Source organism: Streptomyces gobiensis (assembly GCF_021216675.1).
Lineage (GTDB): Bacteria > Actinomycetota > Actinomycetes > Streptomycetales > Streptomycetaceae > Streptomyces > Streptomyces gobiensis.
Map to the genome: position 1 here is coordinate 4,979,187 of NZ_CP086120.1, position 14,797 is coordinate 4,993,983.

The following is a 14,797-nucleotide window of genomic DNA, read 5'->3' on the forward strand; positions in this document are numbered from 1 at the left end:
CGTGTCCGCGTGAGCGAGACTGATACGCAGACGGAGCAGACGGCGGCGTCCCCCAAGGCGCTGCAACACCGGATCGACGGCCCGGCCGACGCCCCCCTGCTCGTCCTCGGGCCCGCCCTGGGCACCACCTGGCACATGTGGGACCGGCAGATACCGGAGCTGACCCGCAACTGGCGGGTCCTGCGCTACGACCTGCCGGGCCACGGCGGCGCCCCGGCTCACCCGGCGTCCGCCGTCGCCGAGCTGACCGGTCGGCTGCTGGCCACCCTGGACTCCATCGGCGCCGACCGCTTCGGCTACGCGGGCTGCTCGATCGGCGGCGCCATCGGTGCCCAGCTCGCCCTGACCCAGCCGCACCGGCTCACCTCCCTCGCGCTGATCTCCTCCTCGCCCCGGCAGGGCACCGCCGACGAGTGGCGGCAGCGAGGCGTCGTCATCCGTACGAACGGGCTGGACCCGATCGCCCGCACCACGCCCGAGCGCTGGTTCACCCCCGGCTTCACCGCCGTACAGACGGCGATAGTCGAGTGGGCCGTACAGATGGTGCGCACCACCGACCCCGGCTGCTACATCGCCGCCTGCGAGGCACTGGCCGCCTTTGACATCCGGGACGCGCTGCCCCGGATCACCGTCCCGACGCTCGTCGTGGCCGGAGCCGAGGACCAGGCCGCCCCGCCCGCCGACGCCCGCGCCCTGGTCGCCGGGATACCCGACGCCCGCCTCGCGATGGTGCCCGGTGCCGCCCACCTGACCCCCGTGGAGCGGCCCGGGGAGGTCACCGAGCTGCTGGTCAAGCACTTCTCCACGGTTTGGCAGGACGGCACGGCCGTCGGCGCCCACACCGCCGCGCCCGCCCCGGTACTGGACCCCACACCGCCGCACAGCACGGCCGTCGCCGAGCTGACCGCCGGTGACCAGCCGGCGCGCCGCCCCGATCCCTATGACACCGGCATGCGCATCCGCCGCGAGGTGCTCGGCGACGCCCATGTCGACCGGGCGACCGAGGCCGCCGACGACTTCACCGGCGATTTCCAGGACTTCCTCACCCGCTATGCCTGGGGTGAGGTCTGGTCCCGCCCCGGACTCGACCGCCGCACCCGCTCAGTGATCACACTCACCGCGCTCGCTGCCCGTGGTCACCTCGATGAGCTCGCCTTCCACACCCGCGCCGCGCTGCGCAACGGCCTCACCCCGGTTGAGATCCGGGAGACGCTGCTGCACACCGCCGTCTACTGCGGAGTGCCCGCCGCCAACTCCGCCTTCGCCGTCGCCCAGCGCGTCGTACGGGAGGAAACCACGCCGGAGCGGTAGCACAATGGCGGCTATGCGGCTGACGAAGAAAGGCCATGCCTGCGTACGGCTGGAGAAGGGCGGGCGCACTCTCGCCATCGATCCCGGCGCCTTCAGCGAGGAGGACGCCGCGGTCGGCGCCGACGCGGTCCTGGTCACTCATGAGCACCCTGACCACTTCGACGAGGCACGGCTGCGCGCCGCCCTGGAGGCCAACCCGGCCGCCCAGATCTGGACCCTGCGCAGCGTGGCCGACCAGCTCTCGGCCGTGTTCCCCGGGCGGGTCCACACGGTCGGTCACGGCGACGCCTTCAGCACCATGGGCTTCGAGGTGGAGGTCCACGGTGAGCTGCACGCCGTGATCCACCCGGATATCCCCCGGATCACCAATATCGGCTTTGTCATCGACGGCTCGGTCTTCCACCCGGGCGACGCGCTGACCGTGCCGGAACGCCCCATCGACACCCTGCTCCTGCCGTTGCAGGCGCCCTGGAGCAAGTTCGCCGAGATCGTCGACTACATCCGCGAGGTCAAGCCGCGCACGGCCTACGACGTCCATGACGGGCTGCTGTCGGACTTCGCCGACCCCGTCTACGGCCGGATGCTGGGCCCGCAGGGCCCAGGCATCGGCGACACCGAACACATCCGCCTATCCCCAGGCGAATCCACGACCCTCTAGCCACCCACCGGAGGCTTGTCGCCCCCCACAGCCCCTTCCCGAAACCGGGGGCTGCCGCCCCCAGACCCCCAGTGTTGTGGGCACTCGCAGCCCCGCGAGGGGCGTGGGCCCGCCCTGCTACGCAACCACCCACCCACACCAGCCACAACGCTCCGGCCCACCCCGCAACAGAGCTTGCGACGCTTGGTGGGCACAACACCGGCCACCGGCCCGCACCCGGCCACACCCCCCTGGGGGCCCGGGGGGAAGCCCCGGTTTCCGGGAAGGGGCGGGATATGGGGACACCCCTCACGGCAACCCCGCAGCCGGGTAAAGCCCCGCCTCGCGGCGGGGTCGCAGATCGGTACAGCCGGGAAGGGAGCCGGAGCAGGGGGAAACCCCGCCGCGGCGGCCGGGTGCAGGCGCCGCACAGTCCGCGTCGGCGACCGGGTAAGTTGGCCCCATGGCAACACGTATCGCCACGTGGAACATCAACGGCATCAACCCCCGCCTGGAGCGGCTCCTGGCCTGGCTGGAAGCCTCCGGCACGGACGTGCTCTGCCTCCAGGAGCTCAAGTGCACCCCGGAACAGTTCCCGGCCGAGCAGCTGCGCGAGCACGGCTACGAGGCGGCGTTCAGCGCCTCCGGCCGGTGGAACGGGGTGGCCGTCCTCTCCCGTATCGGCATCGACGAGCCGGTGAGCGGCCTGACCGGCGGGCCCGACTTCAACGGTGTCCAGGAGCCGCGCGCGGTGAGCGCCGTCTGTGGCGGGGTGAAAGTCTGGTCCGTATACGTCCCCAACGGCCGCGAAGTGGGCCACCCGCACTACGCCTACAAGCTGGAGTGGCTGGCGGCGCTGCGGAAGCTGGCCGAGGAGGAGGCCCCCGGCGAACGGCCCTTCGCGATCCTCGGCGACTTCAATATCGCGCCCAGGGACGAAGACGTCTGGGACATCGCGGAGTTCGATGGCGCCACCCATGTCACCGATGCCGAGCGTGCCGCCCTGAGCGCCCTGCAGGAGGCGGGCCTGGCGGATATCTACCCGCGTGCGCTGAAGTACGACGTCCCTTTCACCTACTGGGACTACCGCCAGCTCTGCTTCCCCAAGAACAGGGGCATGCGCATCGATCTCGTCTACGGGAACGGCCCCTTCCAGGAAGCGGTCAAGGACGCCTACGTCGACCGTGAGGCACGCAAGGGCAAGGGTCCCTCGGACCACGCCCCGGTCGTCGTCGATCTGGAGCTTTAGCCCGGCACCAGCGCATTCAGTTCTACCGACTCGGCCAGCGCCCGCAGTCCGGCATCTCCCGGGTGCAGATGATCCCCGCTGTCGTACCTGGGCAGGAGCCGGTCCGGGCGCTGCGGGTCGCGCAGCGCCGCGTCGAAGTCCAGCACGGCATCGAAGACTCCGTCGTGCTCCCGGATGAAGGCGTTGACCGCCATCCGCCGCCGCTCCACCTCCGCGGTGCAGTCAGCCCACCCGCCGCACGGAGTGAGGGTGGCCGCCACCACCCGTACCCCCCGCTCCCGGGACCGCTCGGCGATGGCCCTCATCCCGGCGGTCACCTGATCCGTCGGGACGTCCCAGCGGATGTCGTTGATGCCTTCGAAGAGCACCACGGTACGTACCCGCGGCTGGGCCAGTACATCGCGCTCCAGCCGGTGCTGGGCGCTGACCCCGCCGGTGTCCTTGCTGATCCCGTCGCCGTCATAGCGGTCGGTGACGATGCGGTTGGCGGAGATGCCGTGGTTGAGAACCCCGTAGCGGGGCGCCTCGCCGTCATCCGGGTCTTGGTCCAGCAGCCTGCGTGCCAGCACATTGGGCCAGCGCCGGTTCGCGCCCTCCGTCGACCGCACTCCATCGGTGATCGAGTCGCCCAGCGTCACCACCGAGCCGGGTCCACCGCTGACCTCCACGCCGGTCAGAAAGGGCCAGAAGGTGAGCTCGGCGCGGTAGCCCTCACCGCCGCGCTGACCGGTCCGGTCGCCGCTGCCGTCCGCGCTGGCATACGAGCGCTGGATGGCCCTGCCGTGGACCGGCGCCGCCGTCACCGTGCCCGGCAGATGCAGGCTGACCAGCAGGTCCGTATCGGCCGGGACGGCGCCGTGCCCGGGCAGGGCAACCGGGTCGCTGAGCGTCTGTGCCCCCGCCGGAATCCGGGTGCCGTCGCGCCCGCCGAAGGTCAGCGGTACGGGTTGCCCGGCGGCGGCCGCGCCCTCGCCCCGTACCGCGACCGAGGCGTGGCCGATCTCCAGCGGGATGTCCGCGAAGGTGTTCCCCAGCCGGATCCGTGCCCGCGTACCGCCCACGCTGGTACGCACCACCAGCCGCAGTGTCCGGTCGGTCCACGGCCCGACCTCCGTATAGCCGCCGGTGCTCGCCGCCCAGCTGCCCGTCCAGCCCGCCGCGCCCGCCCGCACGGAGGCGGCGAAGACATGCAGATCGGCCCGCGGCCCCGGATCCGGTGGCAGCACCACCGAGTCGATCATCCGGTCGCGCTTCACGGGGACCGTCACCGCGTAGAGCCGGACCTTCTCACTACGCTGACCGGTCCCCGTGTTGAGGTGCGGCAAGGCGACCGCCTTGGTGCTCAGCAGTCCCCCGCGCCAGTCCCCGGCGGTCAGTGTGTACGGGCTCTGTGATCCATCGGAGTAGCGCACCGTCCCCCGGCCGCTGACCTCCTTCATGGCACCATCGGGTGAACTTCCCGCCGCCAGGAAGGAGATCGCGTTCCCCCGCCCGCGCAGCCGCACCCGCTGGCCGTCGGAGCGCACATTGTCGGGCTCTCCCGGTCTGGCCGCGGGCCAGCGCAGTCTCGCCGCGTCGATCCGGAGTGCCCTCCCGGGTCTCCACCCCGCGGCGGCCAGATCCTGGGCCGACAGCGAGTTCCCGGCCCCGTCGAAATCGGCCTCGTCCGGGCGGGGGTCATCGCTGACCGCCCGGTTGTTGAAGAGCTGCTCCAGCGGAAGCGGCTCCTTGTGTCCGCTCTCAGCGCCAGGGCCAGCCACGGCGACCGTGGGCGCGGTGGGAGCGCTCATGGCGATGATGGACAGCGCGGCGGTGCTCCACAGGGTGGTCCACAGCGGGTTACGCACGTTGTGTGCCCCTTCGTACGACGCCAACTGCCCGTACATCAGGCCAAGCGGTGTACCGCGCGCCTGTGGTGCTCTGCCCAGGCAGGGTGCGACCCTGAACGGTATGAACATCTCCTTCCTGGACAACTGGCGCAAGCGTTATGGTCCGGCGCGCGGCGTGGCGCTCTATGGCTCGGGTGAGGATGACGCCGATGGAGTGGCGCAGCTGCTGTCCGAGTGCGAGCTGCTGCGGGCGCAGGCGGGGACGAGAGGTGTCGAACTCGATGACACCGCGGCCTCTTTGGAGGCGCTTGACCAGATGCTGCCCCGCTGGCGCGATGACCCCGAGGTGCTGCCGTGGCTGGGCAATGACGCGGGGCTGTATCTGGGCACCGTCATCGTACGTACGGTCGAGGGCGCGCGGTGGCAGGTGTGGCCGAACGGCCAGCCGTCGGTGCGGCTGGCCTCCGGCCGGGAGATCGATGTCGTCGACGCCGGCCACGCCTGGGCGGCCAGCGGTACTCCCGAACTCTCCCAGATCTATGCTGAGGCCTCCGAGTCCTGACCGAAGAAGGTGATCCCGTACTCCAGCCGCCAGCGGTCGGCACGTACGACAATGTCCGAGGTCTCCACCGGCCGGTCCAACGAGTCGAAGTGGGTGCGCTCGATGACCGTCACACACTGTCCCGGTGAGCAGCCCAGGGCCTCCGACTCCGGGCTGGTGGCCGGACGGGACCCCACCAGCTCCGCGGCGCGCACCACCTGGATGCCGATCGCCGCGAACCGCCCGCGCACCCCGCGCCGGGCATAGGGTCCGCGCTCGGGGAAGACCACATCGGTGCCGTCGGTGATGGCCAGCGGCTCCCAGCTGGTGGCCAGCTGAAGCGGCCGCCGGTCGGCAAGATACTCGTACTGCGTGCACATCACCGGGTCACCCGGTTCGATGGCCAGCCGCTCGGCGATCCGTGGCGGGGCCACCGTATTGGCCGAGTTCGCCTCCCACAGCAGCGCCGCCGGCGACGCACCGGCGCTGATCCGTGCCGCGAAGGGGGAGTCGACGGCGTTGGTGGTACGCAGCAGCGTCCCGATCGGCGCCCGGTCGGTGACAAAGACCCCACGCCCGAACTGGCCCTCGGCGTATCCGGCCGCCTTGAGCACCCGCACCGCCCGGTCCACGGTCTGATCGCTGGCCTCATATGCGCGCTTCAGCTCCGACCGGGACGGGATACGTGCGCCCACGGTGAGCGTGCCTTCGTCGATCTGCTGGCGCAGATCATCGGCGATCCGTTGGTAGACCGGCCTGGTGTCGCCCATACGGGGCCCCTTTCCACGTTTCGTCGGTAACGCTAGGTACGCAGGAACATTCTGCGTACCTAGGCCAGTAGGCAGGCTGTGTCAGGCGGGATGGGCGGAGAACGGCCCTAACTGGCGCGGTGTGCTCCCCGGCCGCCGCTGCCGTTGCCGTTCGTCGCGGGCGGTGGGGAAGAGGCCGTACGGGTGACATCGGCGACCAGCTCCACCACATTCGGGCCGTACGCCTGAGAGTCGATCCGGTTTTCTTGGGCGCGGACCCCCGGCTTCAGCCGTGGGGCTACCGCGCAGGGTGTCGTTCATGGGGCGGGAGCCTAACCGCCGGAAGTGCCCCGTAGGAGCCCTTGGAAAAGGCACTGTTGCTTCGATGTAACCGCTGCCGTAACACGAGTGGTGTGAGATGCGCCCATGACGGATGGGCCCACCGCACGCCAACTTCCCCACGCCATTGCCGCCTTCGCGGCCGAGCTGCGCGCACTCGTCGGGGCGCTCGATCCCGGTTCAGGCTGGTACGGGGTGTTCGCGCAGCGGGATCCTGAGGGGATACGGGCCTGTCTGGACGGCAGAGAGGTCCCACCCTGGGATGTGGTCGACGCCCTGCTCCAGGACCTCGCCGGCCGGCATGGCATGGACGCCGCCGAGCGCATGGCACAGCGGCTGCGGTGGCGTTACGGGCCCTCGGTCACCGCCCATGACACCGAGCTCGGCGGCCCGTCCGCGCTCAGGGAACGGCTGGACAGCATGGTGCGCGCCCGAGACCACGCCAGCCGCCGGGTCGGCGAGCTGAACGCGGCCATGGCGGACGCCGAGGCAGCGCGCGACCCGGCCGAGCGCGACCGGCTCGCCGCCGATCTCGCCTGGACCCGCGATGACCTCGAGCGCGCCACCGCCCGCTGCGCGGAGCTGCGGGAACGCCTCGCGGCGCGGTCCGCACAACCGGCGCCCAGCCCGATCCAACCCAGCCCGATCCAACCCAGCGCGGCCCACCCTGGCGCGGGCGCCCCCGGGAATCCGGCCGGGGAGGCGGGTGAGCCCGCCGCCGTGGCCGACAGCCGTCAGCCCACGGCGGACCCCGGCCGCCCCGCCGGACGGCCGCGCCGCCCGGCTCGGCCGCGCGGCTCGCGATTCGCCGGGCTGGCCACCGACGACCCCGCGCCGGAGGCGTCAGCCCCGGCCGCGACCGCGGTGCCGCCGGGCGCCGGCCCGGGGGCCGTGGAGCGGTCCGCTCCGGCGCCGCGCGGCGCCCGGTTCGCGGGCGTGCAGGACGATGGGGAGACGACCGCACGGCACCCCGCCCCGCGAACCCCGGCCGATCCCGCCCGGATGGCCGCGATACGCCGCACCGTCGACGAAGCCGTTGACCGGCTCACCCAACTGCGTGCCGCCGGGCGCGGTGGTGAGGCCTACGGACTGCTCTGTGCGGCGGCGCGCTGGCCCGCCGAGCAACTCCCGGTGCTGGCCGCCGCGCTGGAACGGGCCGGGCTGGCCGCCGATGTGACCACCCTGCTGTGGGAGGCGGCCTGTCTGCCGCCTGAGCCGCTTGCCGCTGCCGCTGACGCCCTGGCCTCCGCCGGCCATCAGCGCGACTGCGGTCAGCTGCTGCGCCAGAGTGTTTCCCGGCCCGTCCACGAGGTAGCCGCCACCGCGCTGAGCCTCAGTCGTACCGGTCGGGATCCGGAGGCCACCGAGCTGCTGGCCGCGCTGCTGCGGGCCCGTACCCCCGAGGAAGCGGTCACCGCCGTCACCGTCGATCCGGCGGGGCTGCGTCCGCTGCTGGTGGCTGCCGCCGAGTCCATCTCACCGGGTCACCGCCGGGACATCGAGGGGGTGCTCGCACGCGAAGTATGACCGACTCGTGATCAACTCGGTGACGTTTCGGCGATGGTCTTGCCACCGAGGGTGACGGGGATTACGGTCGCACTCTCGCGTGGATCTACACGCGTCGAGCGTGGGACAGCCCTCAGCTGACGCCCCGACAAAGGAGCAGCTCATGGCCGATGTTGTGCGCGCCGCACTGGTGCAGGCGAGCTGGACCGGCGATACCGGATCAATGATCGCGAAGCATGAGGAGCACGCCCGGGAGGCGGCCCGGCGGGGCGCTCAAGTGATCGGCTTCCAAGAGGTCTTCAACGCCCCCTACTTCTGCCAGGTGCAGGACCCGGAGCACTACCGCTGGGCCGAGCCGGTCCCGGACGGCCCCACCATCGTGCGGATGCGGGCGCTCGCCCGGGAGACCGGCATGGTGATCGTGGCCCCGGTCTTCGAGATCGAGCAGCCCGGTTTCTACTACAACACCGCCGCCGTCATCGACGCCGACGGCACCCTGCTCGGCACCTATCGCAAGCACCACCTCCCGCAGGTCAAGGGCTTCTGGGAGAAGTACTACTTCAAGCCGGGCAATCTAGGCTGGCCGGTCTTTGACACCGCCGTCGGCCGGATCGGCGTCTATATCTGCTACGACCGGCATTTCCCCGAAGGCTGGCGTGCCCTGGGCCTGGCCGGAGCTCAGCTCGTATACAACCCGTCGGCCACCTCCCGAAGCCTGTCCGCCCATCTGTGGCAGCTGGAGCAGCCCGCCGCCGCGGTGGCCAATGAGTACTTCATCGCCGCCATCAACCGTGTCGGCGTCGAAGAGTACGGCGACAACGACTTCTACGGCACGAGCTACTTCGTCGATCCACGCGGGCAGTTCGTGGGGGAGGTCGCCAGCGACAAGCAGGATGAGCTGGTGGTCCGGGATCTCGACTTCGCCCTGATTGACGAAGTCCGGCAGCAGTGGGCCTTCTACCGGGACCGGCGGCCGGACGCCTACGGAGAGCTGGTGCAGCCATGAGCGACCCCCTGTCCCCCACCCACCCGTCCCTGCACGAACGTCACCAAGCCGTCCTGCCCGACTGGCTCGCGCTCTACTACGAGCAGCCCCTGGAGATCACCCATGGCGAGGGCCGCCATGTCTGGGACGTGGACGGCCGCCGCTATCTGGACTTCTTCGGCGGCATCCTCACCACCATGACCGCCCACGCCCTGCCCGAGGTCACCAAGGCGGTGAGCGAGCAGGCCGGCCGCATCATCCACAGCTCCACGCTCTATCTCAACCGGCCGATGGTCGAGCTCGCCGAGCGGATCGCCGTGCTCTCCGGCATTCCGGACGCCCGGGTCTTCTTCACCACGTCCGGCACCGAGGCCAATGACGCCGCGCTGCTGCTGGCCACCACCTATCGCCGCTCCAACCAGATCCTGGCGATGCGCAACAGCTACCACGGCCGGTCCTTCTCGACCGTCGGCATCACCGGCAACCGCGCCTGGTCCCCGACCAGCCTCTCCCCGCTGCAGACCCTCTATGTGCACGGCGGCGTACGGGGCAGCGGACCCTTCGCCGAGCTCAGTGACGCCGACTACATCGCGGCCTGTGTCGAGGACCTGAGAGACATGCTCGGCCAGACGGCGCGCGGTGTCGCCGCGCTGATCGCCGAACCCATCCAGGGCGTCGGCGGCTTCACCGCACCGCCCGACGGCCTGTACGCGGCCTTCCGGGAAGTCCTCCAGGAGCACGGCATCCTGTGGATCAGCGACGAGGTGCAGACCGGCTGGGGGCGGACCGGCGATCACTTCTGGGGCTGGCAGGCCCATGGTCAGCATGGCGCACCCGACATGCTGACCTTTGCCAAGGGCATCGGCAACGGTATGTCGATTGGCGGTGTCGTCGCCCGCGCCGAGGTCATGAACTGCCTTGACGCCAACTCCATTTCCACCTTTGGCGGCAGCCCCATCACCATGGCCGCGGGCAACGCCAATCTCGCCTACCTGCTGGAGCATGACCTCCAGGGCAATGCCCGCCGAGTCGGCGGACTGCTTACCGAACGGCTGCGGGCGGCGGCCGCCGGGCTCGATGTCGTACGCGAGGTACGTGGCCGGGGTCTGATGATCGGCGTTGAGCTGACCGATGCCCGGGCCGCCTCACGCGTCCTTGAAACGGCTCGCGAAGGCGGCCTGCTCATCGGCAAGGGTGGGCTCGATGGAGCGGTGCTCCGTATCGCGCCACCGCTGTCGCTGTCCGTCGCCGAAGCCGAGGAGGGGGCCGCGGTCCTCGAAGCCGCCCTGAAGCAGGCACAGACCGAGCTCGGAGGGAGGCCGTAGCCATGTCCCGCACTGTCATCCGTGGCGGGCTCGTCATCACCGCCGCCGAAGAGATCCACGCCGATGTCCTCATAGAGGGCGGCCGGATCGCCGCACTGGCCGCCCACGGCAGCAGCTACGCCGACGGCTGGAGCGCCGACCGGACCATCGACGCCGGCGGAAAGTACGTCATCCCCGGGGGAGTCGACGCCCACACCCATATGGACTTCCCCTTCGGCGGAACCTTCTCCTCCGACACCTTCGAGACCGGCACCCGGGCCGCCGCCTGGGGCGGCACCACCACCATCGTCGACTTCGCGGTGCAGAGCCGGGGCCACACCCTGCGCGAGGGGCTGGACGCCTGGCACGCCAAGGCAGAATCCCAGTGCGCCATTGACTACGCCTTCCACATGATCCTCTCCGAGGTGACCGAGGGAACCCTCAAGGAGATGGACCTCCTGACCGGCGAGGGGGTCACCTCCTTCAAGCTGTTCATGGCCTACCCCGGGGTCTTCTACAGCGACGACGGCCAGATCCTGCGGGCCATGCAGCGCGGTGCCGACAACGGCGGGCTGATCATGATGCACGCCGAGAACGGCATCGCCATCGATGTCCTGGTCGAACAGGCCCTGGCCCAGGGCAAGACCGACCCCCGCTACCACGGCGAGGTCCGTAAGGCGCTGCTGGAGGCCGAGGCCACCCACCGCGCCATCCAGCTCGCCCGGGTCGCCGGAGCACCGCTCTATGTGGTGCATGTGTCCGCAGCGGAGGCCGTGGCCGAGCTGGCCCAGGCCCGGGACAAGGGACTGCCCGTCTTCGGCGAGACCTGTCCGCAGTATCTCTTCCTCTCCACCGACAACCTCGCCGAGCCGGACTTCGAGGGCGCCAAGTACGTCTGCTCCACACCGCTGCGGCCCAAGGAGCACCAAGCCGCCCTCTGGCGAGGGCTGCGCACGGGTGACCTTCAGGTGGTCTCCACCGACCACTGCCCGTTCTGCTTCACCGGCCAGAAGGAGCTGGGACGCGGCGACTTCTCCAAGATCCCCAACGGGATGCCGGGCGTCGAGCACCGGATGGACCTGCTCCACCAGGCGGTCGTCGACGGACATATCTCCCGCCGCCGCTGGATCGACATCGCCTGCGCCACCCCGGCCCGGATGTTCGGGCTCGCCGGGCGCAAGGGCACGCTCGCGCCCGGCGCGGACGCCGATGTCGTCATCTACGATCCGCGAGCCGAACAGACCCTCTCCGCCGCGACCCATCACATGAACGTCGACTACTCGGCGTATGAGGGCAAACGCATCACCGGCCAGGTCGAGACCGTGCTGTCACGCGGCGAGACCATCATTGACCACCGCACCTACACCGGGCGCGCGGGCCATGGCCGGTATGTGCCGCGCGCCAGCTGCCAGAACCTGAACTAGCCAGTACCTGAACTAGCCAGAACCCGAACCAGGGAGCCCGGCCATGGATTTCGGACTAGTCCTGCAGACCGACCCACCCGGCGCCGCCACGGTCGACCTGATGCGCCGCGCCGAGCGCAATGGCTTCCACTACGGCTGGACCTTCGACTCCGCCGTGCTGTGGCAGGAGCCGTATGTCCTCCACAGCCGCATCCTGGACCACACGGAACGGCTGATCGTCGGCCCGATGGTGACCAACCCCGGCACCCGCACCTGGGAGGTGACCGCCTCGACCTTCGCCACCCTCAATGAGATGTACGGCAACCGCACCGTGTGCGGCATCGGGCGTGGCGACTCCGCGATGCGGGTGGCGGGCCGAAAGCCCCATACCCTGGCCCGGCTCGGCGAGGCGATGACCGTCATCCGCGATCTCGCCGAGGGCCGCGAGGCGACGGTGGACGGACATCGCCTCCGTCTGCCCTGGGTGCGGAACGGCAAGCTGCCCGTCTGGATGGCCGCATACGGCCCCAAGGCGCTGGCCATGGCAGGCCGGCAGGCCGATGGATTCATCCTGCAGCTCGCCGATCCCTATCTGACCGAGTGGATGGTCAAAACGGTCCGCGAGGCCGCCGCCGGGGCGGGCCGTGACCCGGCCGATGTCACCGTCTGCGTCGCCGCCCCCGCCTATGTGGGAGGCGACCTGGCGCATGCCCGGGAACAGTGCCGCTGGTTCGGCGGCATGGTCGGCAACCATGTCGCTGATCTCGTCGAGCGCTACGGCGAGCACTCCGGCATGGTGCCCGAGGAGCTGACGGCGTACATCAAGCAGCGCGAGGGGTATGACTACGCCCACCACGGCCGGGCCGGGAACCCGGACACCGCCTTCGTGCCCGACGAGATCGTGGACCGCTTCTGTCTGCTGGGGCCGCCCGACGCACACATCCAGAAGCTGCGCTCCCTGCGCGACCTCGGCGTGGACCAGTTCGCCGTCTACGCCATGCATGACGCCAAGGAACACACCATTGACACCTATGGGACGAGCGTCATCCCCGCCCTGAACCCCTGAGCGAGCGGGCGGCGCCGACTACGGCAGGGCAGTCCGCGTGAGCCACCCCGGTACCGGAAGGACAGATGTTCACCACGCGCCCAACCCTCCACGGCACCTTCGGTATGGCCTCCTCAACACACTGGCTCGCCTCCAGCACGGCCATGGCCGTGCTGGAGGACGACGGCAACGCCTACGACGCGGCCGTCGCGGCGGCCTTCGTGCTGCACGTCGTCGAGCCGCATCTCAACGGACCGGCGGGCGAAGTGCCGGTCATCCTGGCACCCGTCGGCAAGCCGGTGCGGGTGCTGTGCGGGCAGGGCACCGCACCGGCCGGGGCGAGCATCGGGCACTACACCGGGCTCGGGCTGAAGCTGGTGCCGGGCACCGGCCCACTGGCCGCCGCCGTGCCGGGCGCCTTCGACGCGTGGCTGGTGCTGCTGCGCGACTACGGCACCAAGCCCCTCGAACAGTTGCTGGGTTACGCCATCGGCTACGCCGAGAACGGCCACTCGCCGGTGGAGCGGCTGACGGAGACCGTCCAGACCGTACGGGAGCTGTTCAAAACCGAGTGGACCAGCTCCGCCGAGCTCTACCTGCCGTCCGGTCAGCCTCCTGTCCCCGGCCGCCTCTTCACCAACCCGGCACTGGCCGGGACCTGGCGGCGGCTCCTCGCCGAGGCCAAGACCGCCGGACCCGGCCGCGAGACCCGGATAGAGGCGGCCCGAAGTATATGGCGGGAGGGCTTTATCGCCGAAGCGCTCATACGCGCCGCCGCCCGCCCCACCCTGGACACCTCCGGCGGACGCCACAGCGGCACCCTCAGCGGCGACGACCTCGCCCGGTGGTCGGCGACCTACGAGGAGCCCCGCACCTACGACTGGCAGGGCTGGACCGTCTGCAAGGCGGGCCCCTGGTCACAGGGGCCGAGCCTGCTCCAGCAACTCGCCCTGCTCCCGGCGGATCTGGAGTACGGCACACCGGACTACGCACACACCCTCATCGAAGGCAGCAAGCTCGCCATGGCCGACCGCGAGGTCTGGTACGGCGATGCGCGGGGCGCCGAGTCGGTGCCCGTCGGCACCCTGCTCTCCGCCGCGTACAACACCGGGCGCCGGACGCTCATCGGGGAGAGCGCCTCGTATGAGCTACGCCCCGGCAGCCCCGACGGCCGCACCCCGAGGCTCAGTGAGCACGCGAGCAGCCCTGTCGACGCCACTCCCGCCCCGGGCACCGGCGAGCCAACCGTCGCCGGGGACGGCGGAACGCGCGGCGACACCTGCCACCTCGATGTCGTGGACCGTTGGGGCAATATGGTCAGCGCCACACCGAGCGGCGGCTGGCTGCAGTCCAACCCCGTCATCCCGGAGCTCGGCTTCCCGCTCGGCTCCCGGCTCCAGATGGCCTGGCTGGAGCCCGGACTGCCGAACTCCCTCACCCCGGGCCGCCGCCCCCGCACCACCCTCAGCCCCTCTCTGGCGCTCCGGAACGGGGAGCCCGTACTGGCCTTCGGCACGCCCGGCGGCGACAGCCAGGACCAGTGGCAGACCCACTTCTTCCTCGCGGCCGCGCTGCGCGCACCGGTGCGCGGCGGGCTCGATCTACAGGGCGCGATCGACGCCCCGAACTGGCACAACGACAGCTTCCCGAGCTCCTTCCACCCACGCGGGACGCGACCCGGCAGCGTCACCGTCGAATCGCGGATCGGCCAGGACACCATCGACGAGCTGCGGCGGCGCGGGCACGCGGTGACCGTCGGCGCGCCCTGGTCGGAGGGGCGGCTGTGCGCGGTGGCCCGTGACCCGGAGAGCGGGATGCTCAGCGCGGGGGCCAATCCACGCGGGATGCAGGGCTACGCGGTGGGGCGCTGACGGCCGCTGAGAGGTTCCGTCGCCCCGG

Annotated in this window: 12 protein-coding genes; 10 read left to right on the top strand and 2 right to left on the bottom strand. The window is 70.8% G+C overall.

Annotated elements, in window-relative coordinates; translation table 11 throughout:
* Positions 1 to 9: 9 nt before the first annotated feature.
* The 3 genes from pcaDC to test1122_RS23105 all read left to right on the top strand — a co-directional run bounded on the left by pcaDC (position 10) and on the right by test1122_RS23105 (position 3,197).
* The gene (gene pcaDC, locus test1122_RS23095; RefSeq protein WP_232271091.1) at positions 10 to 1,311 is read left to right on the top strand and encodes a bifunctional 3-oxoadipate enol-lactonase/4-carboxymuconolactone decarboxylase PcaDC; all 1,302 of its coding nucleotides are present in this window, start codon (positions 10 to 12) and stop codon (positions 1,309 to 1,311) included.
* 13 nt (positions 1,312 to 1,324) lie between these two features.
* On the top strand, positions 1,325 to 1,969 hold the full coding sequence (locus test1122_RS23100) for an MBL fold metallo-hydrolase (protein ID WP_232271092.1): 645 nt from the start codon (positions 1,325 to 1,327) through the stop codon (positions 1,967 to 1,969).
* A 442-nt stretch (positions 1,970 to 2,411) separates the two neighbouring features.
* Entirely contained in the window at positions 2,412 to 3,197 is a 786-nt protein-coding gene (locus tag test1122_RS23105; RefSeq protein WP_232271093.1) for an exodeoxyribonuclease III, read from the top strand.
* Here the strand turns inward: test1122_RS23105 and test1122_RS23110 are convergent.
* On the bottom strand, positions 3,194 to 4,987 hold the full coding sequence (locus test1122_RS23110) for an SGNH/GDSL hydrolase family protein (RefSeq protein ID WP_232272040.1): 1,794 nt from the start codon (positions 4,985 to 4,987) through the stop codon (positions 3,194 to 3,196). The genes test1122_RS23105 and test1122_RS23110 overlap by 4 nt on opposite strands.
* 160 nt (positions 4,988 to 5,147) lie before the next feature.
* Here test1122_RS23110 and test1122_RS23115 point away from each other — a divergent pair, with 160 nt between their 5' ends.
* Complete coding sequence (locus test1122_RS23115; protein ID WP_232271094.1) at positions 5,148 to 5,588, top strand: DUF6278 family protein; 441 nt, start codon at positions 5,148 to 5,150, stop codon at positions 5,586 to 5,588.
* On the opposite strand, the gene test1122_RS23120 is transcribed toward test1122_RS23115, so the two are convergent.
* Complete coding sequence (locus test1122_RS23120; RefSeq protein ID WP_232271095.1) at positions 5,564 to 6,337, bottom strand: GntR family transcriptional regulator; 774 nt, start codon at positions 6,335 to 6,337, stop codon at positions 5,564 to 5,566. The two genes, test1122_RS23115 and test1122_RS23120, sit on opposite strands and share 25 nt — an antisense overlap.
* Positions 6,338 to 6,742: 405 nt before the next feature.
* Here test1122_RS23120 and test1122_RS23125 point away from each other — a divergent pair, with 405 nt between their 5' ends.
* The 6 genes from test1122_RS23125 (at position 6,743) to test1122_RS23150 (ending at position 14,769) form a co-directional block, all read left to right on the top strand.
* The gene (locus tag test1122_RS23125) at positions 6,743 to 8,182 is read left to right on the top strand and encodes a hypothetical protein (protein WP_232271096.1); all 1,440 of its coding nucleotides are present in this window, start codon (positions 6,743 to 6,745) and stop codon (positions 8,180 to 8,182) included.
* A gap of 142 nt (positions 8,183 to 8,324) precedes the next feature.
* Positions 8,325 to 9,167 (top strand): nitrilase-related carbon-nitrogen hydrolase, encoded by an 843-nt coding sequence (locus test1122_RS23130; protein ID WP_232271097.1) that lies wholly within the window; start codon positions 8,325 to 8,327, stop codon positions 9,165 to 9,167.
* Positions 9,164 to 10,471 carry an aspartate aminotransferase family protein gene (locus tag test1122_RS23135; protein WP_232271098.1) on the top strand — a complete coding sequence of 436 codons (1,308 nt, stop codon included), beginning with the start codon at positions 9,164 to 9,166 and terminating at the stop codon, positions 10,469 to 10,471. The genes test1122_RS23130 and test1122_RS23135 overlap by 4 nt, the downstream gene beginning before the upstream one ends.
* 2 nt (positions 10,472 to 10,473) lie before the next feature.
* Entirely contained in the window at positions 10,474 to 11,874 is a 1,401-nt protein-coding gene (gene hydA, locus test1122_RS23140; RefSeq protein WP_232271099.1) for a dihydropyrimidinase, read from the top strand.
* A gap of 43 nt (positions 11,875 to 11,917) precedes the next feature.
* Entirely contained in the window at positions 11,918 to 12,919 is a 1,002-nt protein-coding gene (locus tag test1122_RS23145; protein ID WP_232271100.1) for a TIGR03842 family LLM class F420-dependent oxidoreductase, read from the top strand.
* A gap of 65 nt (positions 12,920 to 12,984) precedes the next feature.
* Entirely contained in the window at positions 12,985 to 14,769 is a 1,785-nt protein-coding gene (locus test1122_RS23150; RefSeq protein WP_232271101.1) for a gamma-glutamyltransferase family protein, read from the top strand.
* The last annotated feature ends 28 nt before the right edge of the window (positions 14,770 to 14,797 follow it).

What these genes read in the sequence shown, in the direction of transcription:
- test1122_RS23115 (WP_232271094.1), top strand. Translation starts at nt 5,148, where the DNA reads ATGAACATCTCCTTCCTGGACAACTGGCGCAAGCGTTATGGTCCGGCG.
- test1122_RS23130 (WP_232271097.1), top strand. Translation starts at nt 8,325, where the DNA reads ATGGCCGATGTTGTGCGCGCCGCACTGGTGCAGGCGAGCTGGACCGGC.
- test1122_RS23150 (WP_232271101.1), top strand. Translation starts at nt 12,985, where the DNA reads ATGTTCACCACGCGCCCAACCCTCCACGGCACCTTCGGTATGGCCTCC.
- test1122_RS23105 (WP_232271093.1), top strand. Translation starts at nt 2,412, where the DNA reads ATGGCAACACGTATCGCCACGTGGAACATCAACGGCATCAACCCCCGC.
- test1122_RS23145 (WP_232271100.1), top strand. Translation starts at nt 11,918, where the DNA reads ATGGATTTCGGACTAGTCCTGCAGACCGACCCACCCGGCGCCGCCACG.
- hydA (WP_232271099.1), top strand. Translation starts at nt 10,474, where the DNA reads ATGTCCCGCACTGTCATCCGTGGCGGGCTCGTCATCACCGCCGCCGAA.
- test1122_RS23135 (WP_232271098.1), top strand. Translation starts at nt 9,164, where the DNA reads ATGAGCGACCCCCTGTCCCCCACCCACCCGTCCCTGCACGAACGTCAC.
- test1122_RS23110 (WP_232272040.1), bottom strand. Translation starts at nt 4,987, where the DNA reads ATGAGCGCTCCCACCGCGCCCACGGTCGCCGTGGCTGGCCCTGGCGCT.
- test1122_RS23120 (WP_232271095.1), bottom strand. Translation starts at nt 6,337, where the DNA reads ATGGGCGACACCAGGCCGGTCTACCAACGGATCGCCGATGATCTGCGC.
- test1122_RS23125 (WP_232271096.1), top strand. Translation starts at nt 6,743, where the DNA reads ATGACGGATGGGCCCACCGCACGCCAACTTCCCCACGCCATTGCCGCC.
- test1122_RS23100 (WP_232271092.1), top strand. Translation starts at nt 1,325, where the DNA reads ATGCGGCTGACGAAGAAAGGCCATGCCTGCGTACGGCTGGAGAAGGGC.